Annotated in this window: 17 protein-coding genes and 2 pseudogenes; 7 read left to right on the forward strand and 12 right to left on the reverse strand. The window is 53.3% G+C overall.

Annotated features, from left to right (window positions below):
• Positions 1 to 7: 7 nt before the first annotated feature.
• Together AC2FGC_RS20865 and AC2FGC_RS20870 are read right to left on the reverse strand one after the other, a co-directional pair.
• Positions 8 to 1,777, reverse strand: a complete 1,770-nt coding sequence (locus AC2FGC_RS20865; protein ID WP_496725739.1) for an adenylate/guanylate cyclase domain-containing protein — start codon at positions 1,775 to 1,777, stop codon at positions 8 to 10.
• 130 nt (positions 1,778 to 1,907) lie between these two features.
• Positions 1,908 to 2,677, reverse strand: a pseudogene (locus tag AC2FGC_RS20870) (sulfotransferase domain-containing protein).
• Positions 2,678 to 2,928: 251 nt separating this feature from the next.
• Here AC2FGC_RS20870 and AC2FGC_RS20875 point away from each other — a divergent pair.
• Complete coding sequence (locus AC2FGC_RS20875; protein WP_496783339.1) at positions 2,929 to 3,825, forward strand: LysR family transcriptional regulator; 897 nt, start codon at positions 2,929 to 2,931, stop codon at positions 3,823 to 3,825.
• A 574-nt stretch (positions 3,826 to 4,399) separates the two neighbouring features.
• Here AC2FGC_RS20875 and AC2FGC_RS20880 read toward each other — a convergent pair.
• The 4 genes from AC2FGC_RS20880 to gntH form a co-directional block, all read right to left on the reverse strand.
• Positions 4,400 to 5,641: a HupE/UreJ family protein gene (locus tag AC2FGC_RS20880; protein WP_496725736.1), complete on the reverse strand. Its 1,242-nt coding sequence runs from the start codon at positions 5,639 to 5,641 to the stop codon at positions 4,400 to 4,402.
• Positions 5,642 to 5,660: 19 nt separating this feature from the next.
• Positions 5,661 to 7,430: a hypothetical protein gene (locus tag AC2FGC_RS20885; protein ID WP_496725735.1), complete on the reverse strand. Its 1,770-nt coding sequence runs from the start codon at positions 7,428 to 7,430 to the stop codon at positions 5,661 to 5,663.
• On the reverse strand, positions 7,381 to 8,190 hold the full coding sequence (locus tag AC2FGC_RS20890) for a hypothetical protein (RefSeq protein WP_496725734.1): 810 nt from the start codon (positions 8,188 to 8,190) through the stop codon (positions 7,381 to 7,383). Before AC2FGC_RS20890 ends, AC2FGC_RS20885 begins: the two co-directional genes overlap by 50 nt.
• Before the next feature lie 64 nt (positions 8,191 to 8,254).
• The gene (gene gntH, locus AC2FGC_RS20895; RefSeq protein WP_496725733.1) at positions 8,255 to 9,586 is read right to left on the reverse strand and encodes a guanitoxin biosynthesis MBL fold metallo-hydrolase GntH; all 1,332 of its coding nucleotides are present in this window, start codon (positions 9,584 to 9,586) and stop codon (positions 8,255 to 8,257) included.
• A 163-nt stretch (positions 9,587 to 9,749) separates the two neighbouring features.
• Here gntH and AC2FGC_RS20900 point away from each other — a divergent pair, with 163 nt between their 5' ends.
• The gene (locus AC2FGC_RS20900; protein WP_496783340.1) at positions 9,750 to 11,084 is read left to right on the forward strand and encodes a tetratricopeptide repeat protein; all 1,335 of its coding nucleotides are present in this window, start codon (positions 9,750 to 9,752) and stop codon (positions 11,082 to 11,084) included.
• A gap of 498 nt (positions 11,085 to 11,582) precedes the next feature.
• Here AC2FGC_RS20900 and AC2FGC_RS20905 read toward each other — a convergent pair.
• The 4 genes and pseudogenes from AC2FGC_RS20905 to AC2FGC_RS20920 all read right to left on the reverse strand — a co-directional run.
• Positions 11,583 to 11,906: pseudogene (locus AC2FGC_RS20905) on the reverse strand (IS6 family transposase); the annotation flags it as partial.
• Between the two features lie 154 nt (positions 11,907 to 12,060).
• Positions 12,061 to 13,440: an MATE family efflux transporter gene (locus AC2FGC_RS20910; protein WP_496783342.1), complete on the reverse strand. Its 1,380-nt coding sequence runs from the start codon at positions 13,438 to 13,440 to the stop codon at positions 12,061 to 12,063.
• A gap of 12 nt (positions 13,441 to 13,452) precedes the next feature.
• A complete protein-coding gene (locus AC2FGC_RS20915; protein ID WP_282154157.1) occupies positions 13,453 to 14,040 on the reverse strand; it encodes a helix-turn-helix domain-containing protein in 588 nt (195 codons plus the stop codon).
• A gap of 11 nt (positions 14,041 to 14,051) precedes the next feature.
• Positions 14,052 to 14,630, reverse strand: a complete 579-nt coding sequence (locus AC2FGC_RS20920) for a carboxymuconolactone decarboxylase family protein (protein ID WP_496725730.1) — start codon at positions 14,628 to 14,630, stop codon at positions 14,052 to 14,054.
• Positions 14,631 to 14,938: 308 nt separating this feature from the next.
• Between AC2FGC_RS20920 and AC2FGC_RS20925 the strand changes: the two genes are divergently transcribed.
• The 5 genes from AC2FGC_RS20925 to AC2FGC_RS20945 are packed head-to-tail and all read left to right on the forward strand — an operon-like array spanning position 14,939 to position 18,961.
• A complete protein-coding gene (locus tag AC2FGC_RS20925; RefSeq protein WP_282121048.1) occupies positions 14,939 to 15,685 on the forward strand; it encodes an amino acid ABC transporter ATP-binding protein in 747 nt (248 codons plus the stop codon).
• 1 nt (position 15,686) lies between these two features.
• Complete coding sequence (locus tag AC2FGC_RS20930; RefSeq protein WP_496725729.1) at positions 15,687 to 16,529, forward strand: amino acid ABC transporter permease; 843 nt, start codon at positions 15,687 to 15,689, stop codon at positions 16,527 to 16,529.
• A 35-nt stretch (positions 16,530 to 16,564) separates the two neighbouring features.
• The gene (locus tag AC2FGC_RS20935; RefSeq protein ID WP_282121046.1) at positions 16,565 to 17,398 is read left to right on the forward strand and encodes a transporter substrate-binding domain-containing protein; all 834 of its coding nucleotides are present in this window, start codon (positions 16,565 to 16,567) and stop codon (positions 17,396 to 17,398) included.
• Between the two features lie 59 nt (positions 17,399 to 17,457).
• Positions 17,458 to 18,339: an amino acid ABC transporter permease gene (locus tag AC2FGC_RS20940; RefSeq protein ID WP_496699166.1), complete on the forward strand. Its 882-nt coding sequence runs from the start codon at positions 17,458 to 17,460 to the stop codon at positions 18,337 to 18,339.
• Positions 18,340 to 18,352: 13 nt separating this feature from the next.
• Complete coding sequence (locus AC2FGC_RS20945) at positions 18,353 to 18,961, forward strand: glutathione S-transferase family protein (protein ID WP_496725728.1); 609 nt, start codon at positions 18,353 to 18,355, stop codon at positions 18,959 to 18,961.
• A gap of 12 nt (positions 18,962 to 18,973) precedes the next feature.
• Here the strand turns inward: AC2FGC_RS20945 and AC2FGC_RS20950 are convergent, their stop codons facing one another.
• On the reverse strand, positions 18,974 to 19,291 hold the full coding sequence (locus tag AC2FGC_RS20950; protein ID WP_496725727.1) for a non-heme iron oxygenase ferredoxin subunit: 318 nt from the start codon (positions 19,289 to 19,291) through the stop codon (positions 18,974 to 18,976).
• A 3-nt stretch (positions 19,292 to 19,294) separates the two neighbouring features.
• Entirely contained in the window at positions 19,295 to 20,236 is a 942-nt protein-coding gene (locus tag AC2FGC_RS20955; protein WP_496725726.1) for a fatty acid desaturase family protein, read from the reverse strand.
• Positions 20,237 to 20,337 lie beyond the last annotated feature (101 nt).

Below are 20,337 nucleotides of genomic sequence, written 5' to 3' on the forward strand. Positions count from 1 at the left end.
CAATCCTTCAAGACGGAACTCCGGCACTTTGTAAGCTGTCGAGAACCAGTCGACGCGCCTCGATACTCCTGATTGGCAGTACTTGCTCGTATCGCGTCGTCGTCACATCTGGGTGCTTTCTTAGCAGTTCTTCAGCAGTATTTTTTGCATCATCTAGTCGTTCGAGCTTTGCGTAAATTGTTATGAGGACCCAATAGGTAGAATCCCATCCAGAGCTCATCGCCAGAGCACGCTGTGCGAGTTCTAGTGCTCGTTCTGGTGCACCCGCAACTAGGTGACCAAAGGCAGTGACAGTTAGGTAGCCAAAATAATTCGGATCTTTCGGGCAAAGATCAAGTGCACGGCCCAGTAGATCAAGGCCGTCGCTGAGTTCGTCGCCAAATACAAGAGCGCAGCCTGCCATCGCATTGACGAAACCGGAACCCGGATTGATATCCACGGCCCGCTTTACAGCGTCTAAACCTGACAAATAGTCCGTGCCAGTCATAGCAAGGACGAACCCACCAAGAACAATCGAATGCGCATCATCACTTTCGATGTTTAACACTTGGCGAGCCTTTGAAACCGCCAGGCCAACATCATCATCACCAAATGGCGCCCACAGTCGAGTCGCACGCTGCACTAAACACCAGCCAATATGTGCCAAGGCAGGCGAAAAATCTGGATCTATGTCTGTCGCTTTGGTCAACAACTCAAGCGCTTTCAGGTTGGCATCAGAATGAGATGCATAGACATGTGGCAGCGCCTGGAGATAAAGATCGTAAGCCGCCATGTGCTCCACCGGTTTTCGGCGTGCGCGTTCAATTTCAGCTTTACGTATGGTCGGTTCTAAGGCGCCTACGACCTTGGAGGTGATTTTGTCTTGAAGTGCAAAGACATCATTGAACTCTCCGTCAAACTTCTCGGCCCAAAGGTGATTTCCCGTCTTTGCGTCAATTAATTGACCTGTAATCCGAATTCGGTCACCCGATCTTCGGGCGCTGCCTTCCAGCACATATCTTACGCCGAGGTCGCGCCCGACCTGCGTTATGTCGACGGCGCTGCCTTTGTACACGAAACTGGAGTTCCTCGCGATTACAAACAGCTGCTCGAATCTGGACAACGCTGTAAGGATGTCTTCCGCCATTCCGTCCACGAAGTATTCTTGATCGGCGTCTCCGGACATATTCGTAAACGGAAGGACTGCGATAGACGGTTTGTCACGAGCATTCCGGACAGTATCGCCATATTCGCCAGTTGCAGGGGCAGCGGGAGTTCCAACTTCCAACGCGTAGACCTTCAACGGTTCGCTGATGTTCTTGAGTGACTTCCTCCCCAAGTCAGTAACCGACAGGTCGAGCCGGGCTCGAACCTGACGATACGCGTCTTCAGATATGCAGATGGCACCAGGATCAGAAATACCTTCCAGTCGCGCAGCGATGTTCACGCCGTCGCCCATGAGATCGCCGTCACCTTCCTCCACTACGTCTCCGAGATGAATCCCCATCCGGAAGTCTACGCGGCGCTCCTGAGGTACACCGGCATTTCTTTCGTTCATCGCGCGTTGGATTGCGATAGCGCATCTTACAGCCTCTACCACACTTCGGAATTCAATGAGCGATCCGTCTCCGGTTCGCTTCACCAGGCGACCTTTGTGTACATCGATTGCCGGCTCGACGACCTCGCTACGAAGGGTTCTTAGTCGGGCGAGAGTGCCTTCTTCGTCAGCACCCGTCAGACGACTGAAACCAACTATGTCAGTTACCAAGATCGCTGCAAGCTTGCGATTCTCCAGCATTGCTTCGCACCCCACCGGTTCGTTTGGAGTTCTGGATTAAACTCAATAAGAACAACGTCTAGCGCGCTGCTGTGCGCGACCTTTTCCGAGGCTTCGCAGTCACGGTTTGCGATCACTCGGTGATGCCTGATCAGCCCTGTTGGCTACCGGACATAATCCATCGGGCACATTCCACTCCAAGTTGAGTTTTTGCAGTCTCTTCATACTTATCTATGAGGGATTGCGGCAATGTATCCCGCCACCGGCCATTCATCCCTTTGTGAATAAATGTGCGGGCGCCTCCCTGCCAAAATGCACCTCCTAAAGGCGCCGATTGAGCTGCGTTTGTTTTCATATAGTCGAACGAGCAGTGTTCAAGAGCGCGTTCCATTGTCTCTTCGTCAACGGTCACATCGATGAAGTCGGCTATCCGAGACATTTGTCCTTCCAGATCAGCCTTCAAATCAGAAAATGAACCAGCAACACGTTTGGCAGGTCCCTTATCTCCCACCACGAGCGGACGCTTTCCCAGAATGACCAAAACGGCGCGCCGTCGTTTTCCAACCAATGCTGGAAATACTCGATCTCTGAGCATGCAGGCGCGCCAATAGCCGGCCCTACGCGCCCCGGCGAATTGTTCAGCGCGTCGTACCAAGCTTCGTTTGCGTTTGCATGATGGTTATACAACGACCAGACAATATCGCGCCCGTCGCGCCCAACATAAATGTACTTGCATTTGTCATGGAACACGAGCGCATCGACGGGTAAATGCGTTTTCATAAAGCGGCGTTGGGTCTGCGCCTCGATCATTGCGAGTTTCACTTCTTTTGGCGGGACGCGCAGGTCGACCCAAGGGCTCATTTCTGAAACGGCAATTCCTTCTTGTGCATCAAACAAAAGCTGACCCACGATCTGTTGCATCCAAGTGGTTCCTGACTTTGCATAAGTCCCAATGATGATGTCGTCGTCGCGAAACCTTACGTCTTCCCACACTGTGCTATCGATGTGATGATTATGAATGTCTCGGGTTTTTTTCCGGTAAGCCGCGCACTGCAGGATCCTCGCAAGTTCAACAGTTGGGTGCTAGGATACCTACAAGCCCCCTCTGCACAAATACAGAATAGTGATGTGCTATTCTGCATTCCTGCAGACTGACGTGTGAGAGACCGGCGATGTTCAATTGGAATGACATTAGAGTTTTTCTCGCGGTAGCTGAGGAAGGGTCGACACTCGCAGCAGCCAGTGTTGTTGGACTGAACCAAACAACAGTAGCTCGCCGTATTGATGCGCTTGAGCACTCTTTGAAGTTAAAGCTATTTGATCGTGACAATCGCGGATATGAAATAACAGCTCAGGGCATGGTGCTACTGGATGTAGCTAGAACCATGCGGAATTCAGCAACATCGGTAATTTCGACCGCCGAACAGCTGACGCGTGATGATCAAGGTGTGATCCGTTTTGCCGGTAACGCTGAGGCTATGCAGCGATTTGGCGTTGGTTTGGTATCAAGCTTTCGGGAAAAGAACGCGGACATTGCATTTGAGTTGATGATCGACGTCGCTTGGAACAAGGATCAGCCACCTCTCGAGACCGGAAAGGCCGATCTGGCACTTCGACCATTGGACGAGATTTCGGGTGATGCGCTCGTCGCCAAGAAACTTGCCAGGTTCCCCTTAGGCGTTTACTGCAGCCAGTCCTACGATCAAAAATACACGGCGCCAAAAACACTTAAAGAGATAAAAAACCATAAGTTCCTAGTTTATTCGAACGATGTCGCGAAAGTTATGAAAGCGGTCGATTGGTTAAACCTGCAACTCAAAGACAGTCAGGTTCTTTATCAGGTTAACGCCGTAGCCAGCATGGTTGCGGCTTTGCAAACAGGGGTCGGTCTAGGGTTGCTACCATGTGTGACAGGTGATGCGCATCCCGATCTCGTGCGGTGCTTCCAGCACGATGAGCTTCACCATACTCTTTGGTTGGTCGCTTCTCAGGAAAGTTACAGACGCCCGGCGGTTCGAAGCTTCATGGCTTTTGCCGGCCAACACTTTAAAAAGTTTGAGCGTGATTAATGTTCGGTTAGATCAATGTAGTAGGCAGCATCTTTTTGGATTTCATAAATTGGTCCAATACGTATTGAGCGGCAAGGCCTGCAGCTGAGCCTCGCATCCCGAAGACGCACCAGCCTATGAGGCGCCAAATACCAAACTGGACTCGCCAGATCAGGCTGCACGTAGCCGCTTCGATAATCAGCCTGCCGTTATGAGACTTGGTTAGACCAAGTCAAGGTCCGCATCTGCCTGGCCTGCGATCCTAATTCAGAGCGCAGATTTTCGCAGGACCCACACAAACCGACGCGGAATACCGGTCGCTTCAGGTAGGATTCTGCGAGCTAATCGACTATTTCGCATGCAATCTGCGGAATATGCGCTTGATTGCGGATATTCGATTGCTGAGCAGAAAATTGCAGAAAGGGCTCAGGTTGCCGTTCTCTGCGGCTTGCGTGATTGACTGGTCGCAGCCCAAACCGGACATTCAATCCAAGACTTCGCAGATTGAGTGACACGCAAAGAACTGACCGCACATCGGCAAAAGCCGCGTGTCAGATTGCCAGCAGCTGCGTGCTTCATGTCAACAACCCAAGTTTCAGAGAAAGAACTCTGCCCGTTCTACTACCCAAACCATTGCGACCAGACTTGCGCAAGCGGCAACGGCGGCGCGAGAGCCGACCCAGATACGACCTGGTTGTTTGCGCAACAACAACACCAACGGCCAGACCAATAGAACGATCATGACTTGTCCAGTCTCTACTCCAACGTTGAAGGCCAACAGGCTGTGCCAAACGTTTGGTGCATCCACACGTAGAATTTGGTGCAACATGAACGAGAACCCAAACCCGTGCAGTAACCCAATGCCAGACGTGATGGCAAAGGCCTTGAGGTCGCCATGTCCTTTCTCTGGCGGCCAAACCGCCATTGCAGCGGCGTAGATTATTGAAAGTGCTATTGCCAATTCGACAGTTGGGATAAACCACGCCCCGCTCGGCGCGAAGCCAAAGAAACCCAAAATCAGCGTTACCGTATGGCCTAGGGTGAAGCCTGTGACACGGGCGAGAAGGCTGTGTAAATTCAAAGCACCGATGATCATGCAAAGCACAAAGAGAACATGATCGGGGCCTTCCAAAATATGCCGAATACCTTCAACAAAGAAGGTCGAAGCGGCTGCGGTCGCAGATCCGGAAACATCAACCGGGGTATGCATCAGGCCCCGCGCACGAAATGTCCGAACATCCTGCTCGTTATAATCGAGGATCAGGTTCGCCGTTTCTTCTTGTCCAGGAAGCCCCGGATCAGAAGTGTAGGATAAACTGTATGCTCCAATTTCTCCCGTCACAAAGCGCAGATGAACGTCAACCATCACCTCGCCAACATAAATCTCCGTTGTTGGAAAATCATCTCTTTGAGCAAGTGCCGCGCGTGCCTCATTAAGCGTAGCAAATCCGGGCTCTTGCCCCAATGGATGCAGTCTTATCGAGACGATTACTGATGTTTGTCGGTGACCATCGATAGATAGCACAAAGCCGTTTACAGCAATACGAGCCAAGCCGGTTGGGTCTTTGTGAAATGCGGCCTTATCCAAGTAGTGCATGAGCACGCCATCTTCGATTTGATTGTATGTGTAAGGTGCTGGTTCGGGCAAACCGTCCGGGCCTTCGGGACCGACGAGCTCCGCAACCAAATACGGCATCGGAAGGCGCAAATAGACATCTAAGCCATCTTCCGAATGGGCCACATGATGAATGCGGACATTCTGGTTTAGATTGAAATGCGCCTCTGCTCTGCCTGCGCACAAAAAGATCATGGCAAACAGGAACGTGGCAAAAAACAACCTAACCACTACCACAGAATTACCCTCCTGTTTTGGCGCTTATAATCGTCAGGTCATCAAGCATCCATTGGTCGCCATGCCGCGAAACATCTAGCAAGCCACGATAAGAAACCGCTTGCCTATGTAGATGCCCCCAATGACCTCCGCTTACACGGGCAGTCCAACTGGCGAGGGCCTGATGCTGATTTCTTTCTTCGCCGGGCGTGAAGCTCTCGACATTCAGGTCTGAAATCGCTTCGACGCGAGCCATGGCGCCAGAGGGCAAAGTAACCGACAAGCCACGACGCATTTCTGCTTGAACCTTGTCGCGATTGATTGCTTCGACATATGGCTCCATCGTCGCCACGGCATTATCATCTCGCGTCTCAAGCATCGTGGTTCCGATGTTGGTCACCAGCCCTTCTAAGATTTGACGCGTTGCGATCTCATCCGGCTCGGGCGCTGTCGACAGGTTTTGCAACGAGTATGTGACAATCGCAGCGGCACCGAATGCCCCAGTCAGACCAAGCAAGATCAGGCGCTGACCGTTTGTACGCTGCAACGAAAAATAGGCGCATATTAAACACAAAACGCCTAAGCCTAACGCAATCGAAGGCACCTGAGTTTCACCTGCGACTTTGACAACGACCGGGCCCGTTCTTGGGTTTGTCCAAGTTTTTAGGTGATTGCTCCAATTTACTACGGGGTCAGTTGCATAAATCTGGGAAGGGACCGCCCCAGCCGGATCGGAGAGGGTGATCGGGATCACATCCAGACCATCCGGGAAAAGCTCCCATGCTAGATCAACTCGGTTCGGCAAGGTCGCAACCGGATAGGAAAGGACAACACCCAGCAGCATCGTCTTTCGGATTGCCTCCGCTTCATCCGGAAGAACACGCAAACCTTCGGCCCCAACTTTGATACGTGAGACCTGCACCGTTTCCGGTTTCATCGGCATGCCGTCGACGGCGAGCGGGTTTCTGGTCTCAAAAAAGTCCGAGACGCCAGACTTGATCCTGACGATATCATCTGTGGTCAGCCGGTCAGTATCCCCAAAATCCAAATCCGCCCAAGTCTCATAGTCTTTCAAACGCAAAATTATCTCGTGCCGGACGACGCGTGGTTCCACTGCCAGAAAAGACATCATCGGGGACTTGTGGTGTCGGGTGAGGTTTGGATTCTCAAATTTGCTGAACCAAGGATCGTCCCAGTCCGGCAGCATCGTCTCAGCCTGAGAAAGGTAACGATAGTCTGTCACCGGAACGCCCATATGCTCGGCCACAACCCCAAGTGAAGCCAAAGGAATCCCGTCTGGGCTTAGGGGGGGAATGAACGTGATCCGTTCGGGTTTACCAGCGAATGGAAACTCCATATCCACATAGACGACATTTTCGCTGCGGGGTCGCGGTCGATACTGTGCGCTCGCTGCTGTTTGCCGGGAAATTCTGGGGCGCACATCAATCGTATTCGTTGTGCTGGTCAGTTCCTCTTTATCTGCCCAGATTTGAAGGTTTTGACCCGTTCGCTCAGCCAGCGACGTACCTGAACCATCATCTGGAATGACGAATATGGGATAGTCGCTCAAATCGACCTCAAGGATAACGCGAACATGATCTGGCTGCACCGAAAGTTCGACAAAGTTCGGTGCGGTTTCTCCGCCGTAGGGGGACACAAGATCTGCAATCGATTGGCTTGCGCCAAACGCAAGACTCGCAAGCGCTGAGCCCACCCAAACCCATGTCTTGCTGTGTCCGCCAATCTTAGAAATGAAACGCGACGGCAGCATAGATACCATTCTGGTCCACATCATAGGCAAACTCCCCGCCCGAGCGGTCAGTGGAATAGTCAATTCCGTAGAACTGATAACCAAACCGTAGGGACGTGTTCTCCCAGCCTTTCCAGTCGAAACCGGCCAGAAGCAGGTATTGCAGGTCATCGCCATTCACGCCGAAGCCACTTAGTTCGGCGCGGCTGGCGAAACTCCATTTATCGTTGATTTCCATCGCATAGCGGAGCGCGATCATCGGCTCGAACCAATCCTCCGTTCCGCCCAGCGTTACACCGGGTCCAGGGCCGGCTATGTCGATTTCCTGTTTAAGCCGGTTCCACTGAACGCCAATTGCGGCGTCTGCTGCATAGCGTCGACCCGAAGCATTGACCCCGTTCGCAAATCGGTAAGCCCCCTGAATGTTTACAAAAGTCTGCCTGACATCAATATCAACGTCTGCTCTTCCGCCCGGTAAGGTTCCGTCTTCGCCAAGCCTTACGTAGTAGACCTCGGAGATGATACCGAAATCACCGTTCCAGCCTTCGTAGCGTACGGAGGCGGCGCCTTGCAGAACGTCCAGCACCTCGCTCAGGCTCAGGTCCAGATCGACGCTAGTACCATCAATGGTTGATGTGCCAGACGTGCTGAGCGGAAGGAATAGGTAGGGGGTGATCGAATGCCGCCAAACACCTTCATCATCTTCAGAACGTGCAAGAGACTGGGCGTTGGCCACATGAGAGATCGCGACGAGCAACCATCCAACACAGAGCAAATAGCGAGAAATTAATGAGGTAAGACGCATAGAGAATTCCGATCAGTATTGAAAGAACCGGCGCGTGTTGAAGTCGCGCCGGTCAAATTTGACTTTAGTCATCGTTCGGATATGGGAAGTCTTTGCCAAGCGCTTCTGAAGCTTCCTCATAGATTGGGCGCAGCACATCGTCCACGTCCCAGAAACCAGAGTTTGTGAAGTCGGAATATCTCATTGCCTCGATGGGCACTCCGGATTCTTCAGAATACGCGACGCGGTCCTCGTCGTTGGGGAGTTCTGCTGGAGCGGCCGAAGGGGGTGCCCAAGTGCGCTCCTCTGTCACCGCCATGCGCACCCTGATTTCATCCTTCGTGACGTTCCAAACCATGAAGTCGTCCGCAAGGCTCAGAGGTCCGTCATAGGTCTGCCTAATGCGCTCGTAGACGTTGGTGCTTGTGTCGAAGTCGTTGAAGAAGTGATAGGCAACAGCAATACGCGGTCTCACCTCGTTCATAATCTTCCCAAAAGCTTCAGGCGCAGTATGAACCTGAGTGCCGACAAGCAAGGCGGACTCGGGAGTGAAATTCATCTTTGCAACCAGATCAGGTACCGCCACAAAGCACTCGTGGATTGCGATGTCCGCGTCCTTCGCGTATTCGACGAACCACTTGTTGGGGTAAGAATCTGAACTGAAGACGAACTTCAGATTGTTCCACACCAATGAATAACTGACTGGGCCATCGAGTGAATGGATCGCAGGAAAAGAACGGATCACAACACCGTTTTCTTCGTACACGATTTCGTTCTCGCCCCTATAGTCGAACTCGTTCACCTCCATGGTGAATCCTCGAAAATCAATCAGTCCAGCACGGCCCGACAGATCCCAAGTCAGCATCTTTTGCATGTGCTCCATCGCATATGCCGTGCCCAGTTCTTCGACTGGCCCGCTTGGGCCCCATATACGCAGCGGAACGTTTCGCCCCATCAACGCGCCACCGATGAACAGGTCATGCAACGCGCCGAAATGGTCAGTATGAAGATGGCCGATAAAGACCTTGTCCAAATAATTGTACGGGATTTGCAGGGAAGAAATTCGCTCGGCCGATCCCGAACCAATGTCGAACAAGAACTTGTCTCCGTTGCCCAGTTCCACAAGGAAACACGCAGCAGCCTGAGCGGCCCGCGTTGTAGGCATTCCTGTTCCACACGCGATGACGCGCATCTCGTCTTCGGCGAGATCTTCAGTATTGGGGTAGTAAACATCGCGTGGACGATCACGCACCATGGTCGGTGAAACTTCTTCTGTTTCCTGCGCGTGTGCTGCCGAAGGGGCGACTAAATCGATGACCGATTCAGTGAGCGCTTCAGGAGAAACAGCCCAAGCACCAAATATCGCACCAATTACGAAGTGCTTGCTAAGGCTCCTGTAGTTCAAATGATGGGCCATGTGTCATCCTCCAGTCCCTTGGTGATTGGCGAGCGGGGAATGCGGGTTGTTGCGCTCCGGCTCGCTGTTTTGGTTACAAGTCTAAGGTTTAGGGACATTCACGTAAGTGACTCACGGTGAATAACGGGGTGACTCACGCGCCGATAATTGCAAAAATACGAATATGGTGAGGAGTTCTGAAAACATCTCAGGCGGTCAGAAGCGCGCTGCCCTCGGCAAATTGCTTGCGGATGCTCATCTAGATGGATCCGATAGGCTTCAGGCGTTCCTGACGTACATCGTCGAGGAAGAGCTCGCCGGTCGGGGAGATCAAATTCGCAGCAAGACTATCGCTCAAGATGTTTATGAACGCGATACCTCAGAGAGGACTGATCCGGAAAACATCGTTCGCGTCGATGCACGGCGGCTTCGTCAATTCTTGGAACTGCATTACGAGGGTATTGGAAAGGATGATCCGGTACGACTGTGTATCGATAGCGGTGGATATAGGCCGCGGTTCGAAACTGCCTTGGAAACCGGTGCGGTATCAATCTCAACAAAAGCCAAACGCTTTGGACTGCCCATAGGGGCGTTCACCATTGGGGCCGTCGTTGGTGCGTTGGTCGCAGTCGGTCTTGCCCAAGATGGACAGGAAACCGCCTTTGCCGAAGTGAGTGGCATAGCTGTAACTGACTCGAACGCGAACTTGCAGCGCATGGCAATTTACGAGAAATCCCCAGCAGCATTGCAAGCATTCAATTTGGCGCAACAAGCGCGGAAAATGATATTTCCGATCTTCGACCGACAGCGCCAGTTACTTGTTCTGTCTGTGTTCGAAGGTGTGATCGAGATCGATCCAGAATATTTCGGTGGATATGCCGGTGCAGCGCAGGCACTCGCGTCCCTTGCAGTGATAACCCCGCCATCCGATGCCAAGACCGAATATGTTGATGCCGCCATGAAGCTGGCGAACCAAGCGGTTAGCCTTGCCCCAGACCAAGCCTGGAGCCAGTCTGCTAAAAGCTGGGCAAATTTTGCCAATCGCGACTATGACGCCGCGCTGCAACTCAGTAGACGCGCATCAAAACTTGATCCAAATGATGGTGCTGTGCTCGACTTTCTTGGTGCTGTGGCGATGTTCTCGGGCGAATTCGAGGAAGCAATTGCAACGGCTGACAGGCTCTCTCTGCTAGGTCCCAGTAACCAACGATTTGCTAACAGAAATATCTCGGGCGCGACGTACTTTCATCTTGGTGAATATGAAAAGACTTTAGAGCGCTTTGAAGAGGCAAAGCAACTTGGCGATCCGCTCAGCGCTCCTTCACTTGCTTATGTAACGGCAGCGCTGTCAGCCATGGGGCAAGACCATGCGGCTAAAGCCAAACTGGCTGAACTTGAGCGTGCGTGGCCGGAAGCACCGATAGGTGCGATGCTTAAAAGTATCCACAAAGACGTCGAGAACGCAGAAGCGGTGCTACGCGAGTTACGAAAACAAGGCTGGGTAAGCCCAGTAAGATAGGGTGATGCATAACAGCGGGTCGCAGTGCCAAGGTTAAAATAATCTCTACTGGCACGGACACTCAGGTCGAAACGCACATCACCTGCGCGGAGTTGAGATCGATAACGGAAGCCCAGATAAGGGACGTTCTGCGCGTAGCTGCCGCTAAAAACAACTAGCACTGCAACCGTAGCGAAGTTGTACGATGTGGCGCATACGAAACTTATCGGGCGAATCGCAGCAATTGGCCAGACCACATCGCTAGAGGAGCCATATTCACAACCTTCAGTAGCGAAGGCACGTTAAGCAAATCCTGCAAGGATGACTATTGTCAGTTGCCATTGGAGGCATTCGGCTTAAACGTCGACTGCTTATTTGGTCCCAAGCGTTCGGATTTAGCTTCCCAAATTATCCCGCATTAAATCCCGCATAGCTTCTTCGACCTCAAATGACTAAAGGCTTCTTAAATGATTATTTTATAATAAATTTATTAGATCTCATTGTTTTAACTGGACTCTCTATGTCGAGTACATCTCCATTACCATCGATCGCACGCCATAGCCAATGTTTCATGCCGTTAATAGGGACGACCATTTCGTCCATATTCCAATTGTCGTGCGGTCGGGGCCGGTCGCGTCTGATACACGTCGCGAACCGAGACCCGAAACGATTGACCCAGGGATAAACCGCTTCACGACTAACAATGACGCCACGCTCCGCCAGGAGGTCCTCGACATCCGCCGTGCTGAGAGCAAACCGGTGACATGCCCTCACCGTATAGGCGATGATTTCGCAAGGAAAACGGAAGCCCTTCAGCCGCGGCAATGAGGTTGGTAAGGTCATGGGACCGCGCGATCCGAGAAGGACAACGCGATCAACTTGGTGTTGCTTTTCAAAGAGATCATGCTGAAGCTTACCAAAAAACTATACGCTGAGAACAAACGTCGGACCCCGCGTACTTGTCAATCCAGACAAAAAGTTTGCGACACATCTTTTTTTACCCCGTGGCGGGTACCCACAATCCACCGATCTCTGTCTTCGCAATACGTATGGTCAATACCATAGCGACTACCCAGCCGGTCACTACGGCCGCTGCCGTTCCGAACCACACCCCGGTTTCGTTGAATCCCAATATGCCAATAAACACCCAAACAAAGAACGCGACCCCAAAGGCCTGGCGATAAAGGCTGATCCAAACGGTCCAAATAGGTTTTTTGAAGGCCTGCAAAAGTGAGTTGATTGAAAATAGCATCATGTAAAAAGGCAGGATCAGACTGTCGACTCGTAGATATCCCACACCAACGCGAACAACCTCTGGGTCCGCTGTAAAAAGGCGCATCACTAAGGGACCACCAAGCCAGAGGATCGGGATCGCAACCAGTGACATGTAAAATCCGATTCGCCAGCAATAGAACAACGCGGCGCGCACCCGCTGGCTGTCCCGAGCACCGAAGTTCTGTGAGGCGATTGGCAGTAGGGCACCCGTGACGCCAAGAATGGGCAGCAACAAAACTTGTTCAAGCCGTATAGCGATTGCGTAACCGGCAATTGCATGTTCACCAAACAGCTTCAGCGCAAACTGTAGGACAAAGGCTGACAACAGCATGATCGTAAACGAAAAGGCAGTGGGCAGAACCTGCAGCGAAATTTCTGCAAACCGTTTTAGGCGTGGTCTGAAATAGGCCGCGCGCATACGTTTCATTCGCCTTCGCCGAAGAACCTGCTGGATCAAAAAGATCATCACGCCTGTCTGGCTGATCACCGTGGATAAAGCCAAACCGTTGAAGCCGATGCCCGAGATCACGCCCGGAATTCCGTAGATCAGAAGGGGATTCAGGATGATGTTCGCCAGAAACGCGACGATAAGTGCCCGTTGCATAGACACTGCGTCGCCATGGGCCTGCAAGATGCCATTACATCCATGAGCCAGAAGAAATCCCGGCATTGCCAAAAGCAACCAATAGAAATAGCGAAGCCCGGCTTCACGATAAACGCCTGGTTCCGAGACAAGCTTGATTAACAATGGGCCGAACCAAAGCCCTGCCAGGGCAAGCAGGCAAGACGCAACGATTCCGTAAGTTATCCCTTGGGCCGCTAGGCGTCGTGCCGCTCGGTTGTCGCCTGCACCCAGAGCGTTTCCAACCAGTGCACTCATAGCTGCACCCAGCCCGACGCCCACGGAAATAGAGATGAAGAAAGCTTGAAAGCCAAGTGCCAGCCCAGCTTGGGCGCTAGTCGACAACAGCCCGGCAAAGAAGATGTCGACGATGTTGTAAAGTGTATTGAAAAGCATTCCGACCGCGCCGGGTATCGCCAATGTTCGGAAATGGCCTGCAATGGACCCTTGGGTCAGATTAAGGTCGATTGCCTGAGCCATGTTAACTGGGTGTCATGGGCGCTCGGCCTGAACTGTCAGAAAGACAAACTCAGGGGTCAGAACATCCTCGAACCCGTGGTTAAGTTCAGCGTCCACACTAATCGAGTCGCCGGCTGACAGCGTAAAGCGGGCCTCGCCATATCGGTAAACGGCTTGGCCTTCGAGTGCTTGTACAAACACTACGCCGTGGCCGACATAAGTGGGCGGCGGCCCGCCTTCGCGCAATAAAGTCACACGGCGCGCTTGAAATCGCAGGTCTTTACGAGAATGCAGTGAAAGATTGACATATTCGTGGCTGTGCCCCGCCGAGATTCGGTTTGATTTCAGTCCCTCACCATGGCGCACGAGAGTGTAGTCTGTGTGATCTGTACGCGCTTCGCGGAACAAAGAAACAATCGGAACTTCGAGCGCTTCGGCCAGTGCCGCCAGAGTGTCGATTGACGGAGAAACCAACCCATTTTCGATCCGGCTGATCATAGCGGCTGAGATACCGGACTGCTCTGCCAGCCTACGAGCGGATTGCTTCCGACTTTGGCGCAGTTCCTTCAGCGAGGCGCCGATGGCACGGTCGATCTGTCTGCCTGGAGTGTCTCCTTGCATGATCCGTCCTTTCAGTCGCTGCTATAATATCCCACCACATCGCCATCGGTGGTAACACCTAGGCCATTCAGCAATCGGTTGGCGTAGTTGAAATACCCTACGATCTGGTTGATTTCGAGAATCTCGCCATCCTCCCAACCGGTGTCTTTTAGGGCTGCCACATCAGAATCGACCATCGTACCCGGCGAAAGTGTAAGCTTTTCAGCATAGGTCAGGGCCGCCAAATGTGCGCCGTCGAACGCATCTTGAGGGCGATGTGCCTCGAGTGCGGCTTCGATCTTGTCGGCGCGTGCGGCGTCGTCGATCAAGTGCCGGGCGTTGGACCAGTGGTTGGCATAGGAATAGGGGCAGGTGTTGAGAGTTGATACGTATGAACTGATCACTTCCTGAAACCACATGGGAACTCTGTTGGCCTTATCGTGCAGACAGGCGCGATACAGAATCACATGCCCCTTCATGGTGTTAGGCCGCAGGGAATGCACACGCATGACATTGTCGACAGTACCGTGCGGTGTACGCGCCAGATCCAGAGTGGCCTTCAGATGCGTGTCAGCATCTTCGTCAGATATCATCCTGATCCAGGCAGACATTTGCGGTTCCTCCCTTGGTCGTCAGTATTATCTGAGGGCAGTTCAAAATTTGTCCTCTGAGTTTTTTATTGACGAGTATTGCATATTAAGCAACCATATTAATTAGTGTGCAACGTATTTGAGGAGGCTCAGGCCTTGCCCGACTGCCCCAAACAATCGCAGCGCCAGTCCGGCCTCGGCTGTTTCGTCAGGCCTGGCACCACGAGATGCCGGCCTGCCTTTGCAGGAATGGTGGAGGAAACTCCTTTGTGCGCCCGGTCCATCAAAAGACAAATTCGCATGGTGTCCCGAACCCAAGCAGGTACGACATGAACCAAGCCACTCCGATGATTGAAGTGACCAATCTGGATAAGTATTATGGCGCGTTTCACGCGTTGAAAAACATCGATCTGACGGTCCATCAGGGTGAAAAAGTCGTGATCTGCGGCCCTTCGGGATCGGGAAAATCGACGCTGATCCGGTGCTTTAACGGGCTGGAGTGGCACAACTCCGGCCGCCTCGTGATCGATGGAATCGAGGTTTATGACGGAGCCAAAGAAATTCGCGAACTGCGGCAGGAAGTCGGGATGGTCTTTCAGCAGTTCAACCTGTTTCCACACCTGACAGTGCTAGAGAATCTGACGATTGGTCCGATGAAAGTGCGCGGGATATCCAAAGCGCAGGCCGAAGAAACCGCACGCAATTATCTTGAACGTGTTCATATCCCGGAACAGGCCGACAAGTACCCGGCGCAGCTGTCGGGCGGGCAACAGCAGCGCGTAGCAATTGCGCGGTCTCTATGCATGGAAACTCGGATCATGCTGTTTGACGAACCGACATCCGCGCTGGACCCCGAGATGATCAATGAGGTGCTGGATGTGATGGTCGAGCTGGCCGACACCGGCATGACCATGGTTGTCGTCACTCACGAGATGGGTTTTGCCCGTAAGGTCGCTGATACGATGGTTTTTATGGAGGCGGGCCAGATCGTCGAAGTCTCACCACCCGAACAGTTTTTCACCAACCCCTCGAGCGAACGCTGCCGTTTGTTCCTAGATCAGATCTTGGCGCATTGACATGAGCGATCTGGGCATTTCCCGGCCAAAAGGCCAGCCGCTGCCTAAGCAGCCTTTTTTAAAGCGGTTTTTTGACTCGACCCTGATTTCGGTCGGGATCTATGCCATTATCGTCGGGCTGATCGCCTATGGTGCATATACAGGCGCGCAGGGCATGGGGTACAACTGGCAATGGTACCGGGTGCCGCAGTTTCTGTATCGCAATACCGAGGTCGGTTTCGAATGGGGTGAGATTCCCATCGGGCTGGTCGCGACCATCAAGTTGTCGGTCACGGCTTTCATTTTGGCTATGGTTATTGGACTGCTTGTGGCGTTGCTGCGCCTGTCGGACCTGGTCATCGGGTCTGCAATTGCGGTTGGATTTCTGGAGCTGATCCGAAATATCCCGCTGCTGGTCCTGCTCTACCTTTTCTATTATGTTCTGGGGCCGATCTTTGGATTTGACCGATACACGGCCAGTATCCTTACCCTGGCCGTGTTCCATTCTGCCTTGATTTCGGAAATCTTTCGGGCCGGGATCAACGCCGTCCCCACAGGTCAGTGGGAGGCCGCTAAATCCATCGGGATGAGCCCGTCCCAGACTTATCGCTATATCATCCTGCCACAATCCGTCCGCTTCATGCTGCCGCCGATGACCGGCGAGGTCGTTCATCTCATAAAATCCTCGGCCATTGTCAGCGTGATTGCGGTGGCCGAGCTGACGACCTTCGGACGCAACATCATTTCAGACACATACATGAGTTTCGAAATCTGGTTCACCATCGCACTGGTTTATCTGGTGGTGACCCTGATCCTGTCGATTGGCGTAAGCCATCTGGAGAAGAAATATGCCGTCGACCAATAACCCAGAAAATATGTCGGACAACAAGGAGAACCAAGATGAAGCTTTCTCGCAGAATGCTCGGGGCTGCCCTCGGCGCGGTCGTGGCTACCGGTGTGGCGACCTCAGGCTGGGCGCAGAGCGCTACGCAGGAACTATCCAGCGAAAGTGTGATTGAAACTATCAAGCAGGATGGCGTGATCCGGATCGGTCTGTCGCTGTTCGTGCCATGGTCGATGCGCGACAAGAATGGCGATCTGATCGGATTCGAGCTGGATGTTGGTCGTCAACTGGCCGAGGATATGGGGGTTGAGGTCGAATTCGTGCCCACCGCTTGGGACGGTATCATCCCGGCGCTGGTCTCAGGCAATTTCGACGTGATCATCTCGGGCATGTCGGTGACGGCTCAGCGGAACCTGACCATCAACTTTACCGATCCATACGCCTATTCGGGTCTGGCCATTCTGGCCAATAAGTCGATGACCGAAGGCATGACGCTTGAGGATTTCAACAATCCCGAAGTGACCTTTGCCGCCCGGCGTGGTGCAACACCTGCGGCGGTGATTGCACAGAACTTCCCAGACGCGACCTTGCTGTTGTTCGATGAAGACGGTGCCTCGACTCAGGAGGTTCTGAATGGGAACGCTCATGCTTCCATGGCAGCGCAGCCAACTCCAAACCGCGAGGCTGGGTTGCACCCTGAAACGCTGAGTGTGCCGTTCGAAAATCTCTATGATCCGCGCGGTGAAGCCTTTGGTGTGCGAAAGGGCGACCCGGACGCCATGAACTATTTCAACAACTGGATCGCGCAGCAGTGGCGTTCCGGTTGGCTGAAAGAACGTCATGACTATTGGTTTGCTGGAAACGAATGGGCTGACCAGGTCGCCCAGTAACCCTGACCCACCCGGGGGGCAGCGATGCAGCCCCCCGGATCTGATACGGAGCGTCTCGCGTGCAGGATTTCCTCAAAAAACTCAGATGGCCGGACTACCTGATCGCCGCGGTTCTGTTCGTGTTTTTCGGGTATATCTGGCTGTCGATCGAAGGCACGCTCAATTATAGGTGGCGCTGGGACGTCATCCCCAGTTACATTGTCGGCTGGCATTCAGGTCGTGAGGAATACTTTGCCAATTTGTTGCTGCAAGGGTTGGCCGCAACGGTTCGCATCAGCCTCTATGCCGGAATCCTGGCGTTGATCCTGGGCACCATTCTGGGTGTAGCCCGCTGTTCATCAAATCTGACCATCCGCATGCTGGCGCGCACCTACTTGGAATTCTTGCGCAATGTGCCGCCGGTTGTTGTCGTTTTCATTTTCTTCTTCTTCCTGTCCCAACAACTGATTGATGCGTTGAATCTGGAACGATGGGCGCGCGGTATCGCGCGGCAGGAAAACAATCAGATATGGGAGTTCTTTTTCGGTGAAATGCGCCGCTTCCCATCGCTTGTTTCGGGCGTCATTGTACTGGCCCTTTTTGAGAGCGCATTCGTTGGTGAAATTGTGCGTGCCGGCATCCAGTCGATCCCAAAAGGTCAGCGGGAAGCGGCACGCTCTATCGGTATGAGCCGCCTTCAGGAACTGCGCTATGTGGTACTGCCGCAAGCGATGAAGAAAGTGGTGCCACCGCTCGCCAATCAGTTCATATCGCTGATCAAGGACAGTTCAATCCTGTCGCTGATTTCTGTACAGGAACTGACTTACAAAACAGTTGAGCTTGTGGCCTCATCCCGCATGATTTTTGAGGCGTGGATCACCACGGCCGCTTTTTACTTTGTGGTTTGCTTCGGCCTTAGCCGATTGTTTGCGCGGCTTGAAAAACGGTCGGACAAGCGCTGACGTAAAGGCCAGTATGATCTGCCTCTATGATTTCCGGCTTTCGGGCAGCTGTCACAAAGTACGACTGTTGCTGTCCATGTTGCAGCGGGATCATCAGATCGTCGACGTAGACCTGCTGAACGGTGACCAAAACCAGAGCGCGCTTTTACAGATCAATCCGCTGAACAAGGTACCGGTTCTGGACGATGATGGGTTCGTCCTGCGCGGCAGTACTGCCATCATGGTCTATCTGGCGCAGAAATACGGCGCAGGCGAATGGCCCCCGACCACACCGAGAGAACACGGCGACATACAGCAATGGTTGTCGTTTTCTGTGAATGAAATCTTTCACGGCGTTGCAATGGCCCGGGCGATTGTTCTGTTTGAACGCGACATCGATCTGGCCGAGCCGCAGGCGCTTGGGCAGAAATCCCTGAAGATTATGGAGGAACACTTGTCAGACCACCGCTGGCTGGCCTGCGACCGTCCCACCCTCGCAGATCTGGCCTGCTATCCTTACATAGCTCTGGCTTATCAGGGTGGAATATCGATGTCTCCATACCCGGCGGTGCGCGCTTGGATCGCGCGTGTTGAGGCTTTGCCGGGATATGTCCCGATGCCGGGGTTGCCGGCACCGGGTTAGGGGCAATCGGGGCTATGCTCTGATCTGCACCATGCCGTTTTCGATCCGGGACTCAAACACTTTCATCGGCCGCGTCGCAGGCGCTGAAACCGGGCGCCCGTCTCGCACATCAAATGCGCCCTGATGCAGGGGGCACTCGATGACATAGCCATCGAAATACCCGTCACACAGATCCGCGCCGCCATGATTACAAAGCGCCAGTGAGGCATAGATACCACCGGGCGTGTCGTAGATTGCGATGATACGTGAGCCGAGTTCTACCCGTGTGACCCAATTTTTTTCCAACCGAGCAGCTTCGATCACGTCTTTCCACGGTTTTACATCTGTCATGGATCACGCCTCTTCCTTGTGCCGGATCTGACGCAGGATTTCGCGGTGGGCAGCCAGATAGCCGCCGGGCTCGATATGGATGTGGTCTTTTAGCTTCTCATGCAGACGCGGGAGCGCGTGAAACGGGACCGAAGCGACATAGTGATGTTCCGCGTGGTAATTCATGTTCCAGCACAGAAAGGACCACGGTGCCGAAACCAGATTGGTGCGCGTATTTTCTGACATCTGCGCGACGGTCGGGCGTCCGACATGTTCGGTCATCCGGATGAACCGCATCACCGGCTCGCCCAGAAACAGGGGGATGAACCAGTACCAGATCAGCCCCCACCAGCCCGTGATGGCCATTCCCAGAAAGATCGCCGCATAAATAGCCAGCATTCTGCGGGCATCGCGATATACGGCCTGATGTTCGACTTTCGGAATGAACCGCAACTCGGTCTCGCTGAGATTGCCGCTGGCGTGGCGAAACAGTTCCGTGAATTTGCCGCGCCAATAGGGCAGGGCGGACAGATAAAGCAGATATTCTCCCATTGTTTCGGGCAAAGGGATCAGTTCGGGGTCTTCCCCGGTCAGTTGCGTATAGGTGTGATGATCGCAATGTTCGTAGCGAAAGAACCGATGTGGTAGAATGATGATCAGGCCGCAGATCTGACCTACCAAATCATTCAGCCACCGGGTTCGGAACACTGTATAGTGCACGCATTCATGCTGTAGTGAGAAATGGTGCACCAGAACGATGCCTTGCAGGAACATTGCGGGCCAGATTAGCCAGCTGTTCCAGGCTAGGGTGACAAGGGTAGTTGTGCCAGCCAGCACCAGTACCCAAAGCGCCAGATGGCGCAAGCCGGGGCCGTCGGACCGTTGCATGAATCCTTTCAGTTCTTCACGCGTGAGCTTGCCTTCGGCCAGTGCCTGAGACAGGGGCGTAACGATTGCTTGTGACATGTGAGTTCCACATTTTTGCCGGTGCGGGGGCTGCGCCCTCATCGCATGTACCGGCACCGGAGACGGGAGTGCTCCGCACCATAGGACCTTGTCAGGTGGAC

Source organism: Ruegeria sp. CDSC054 (assembly GCF_059610645.1).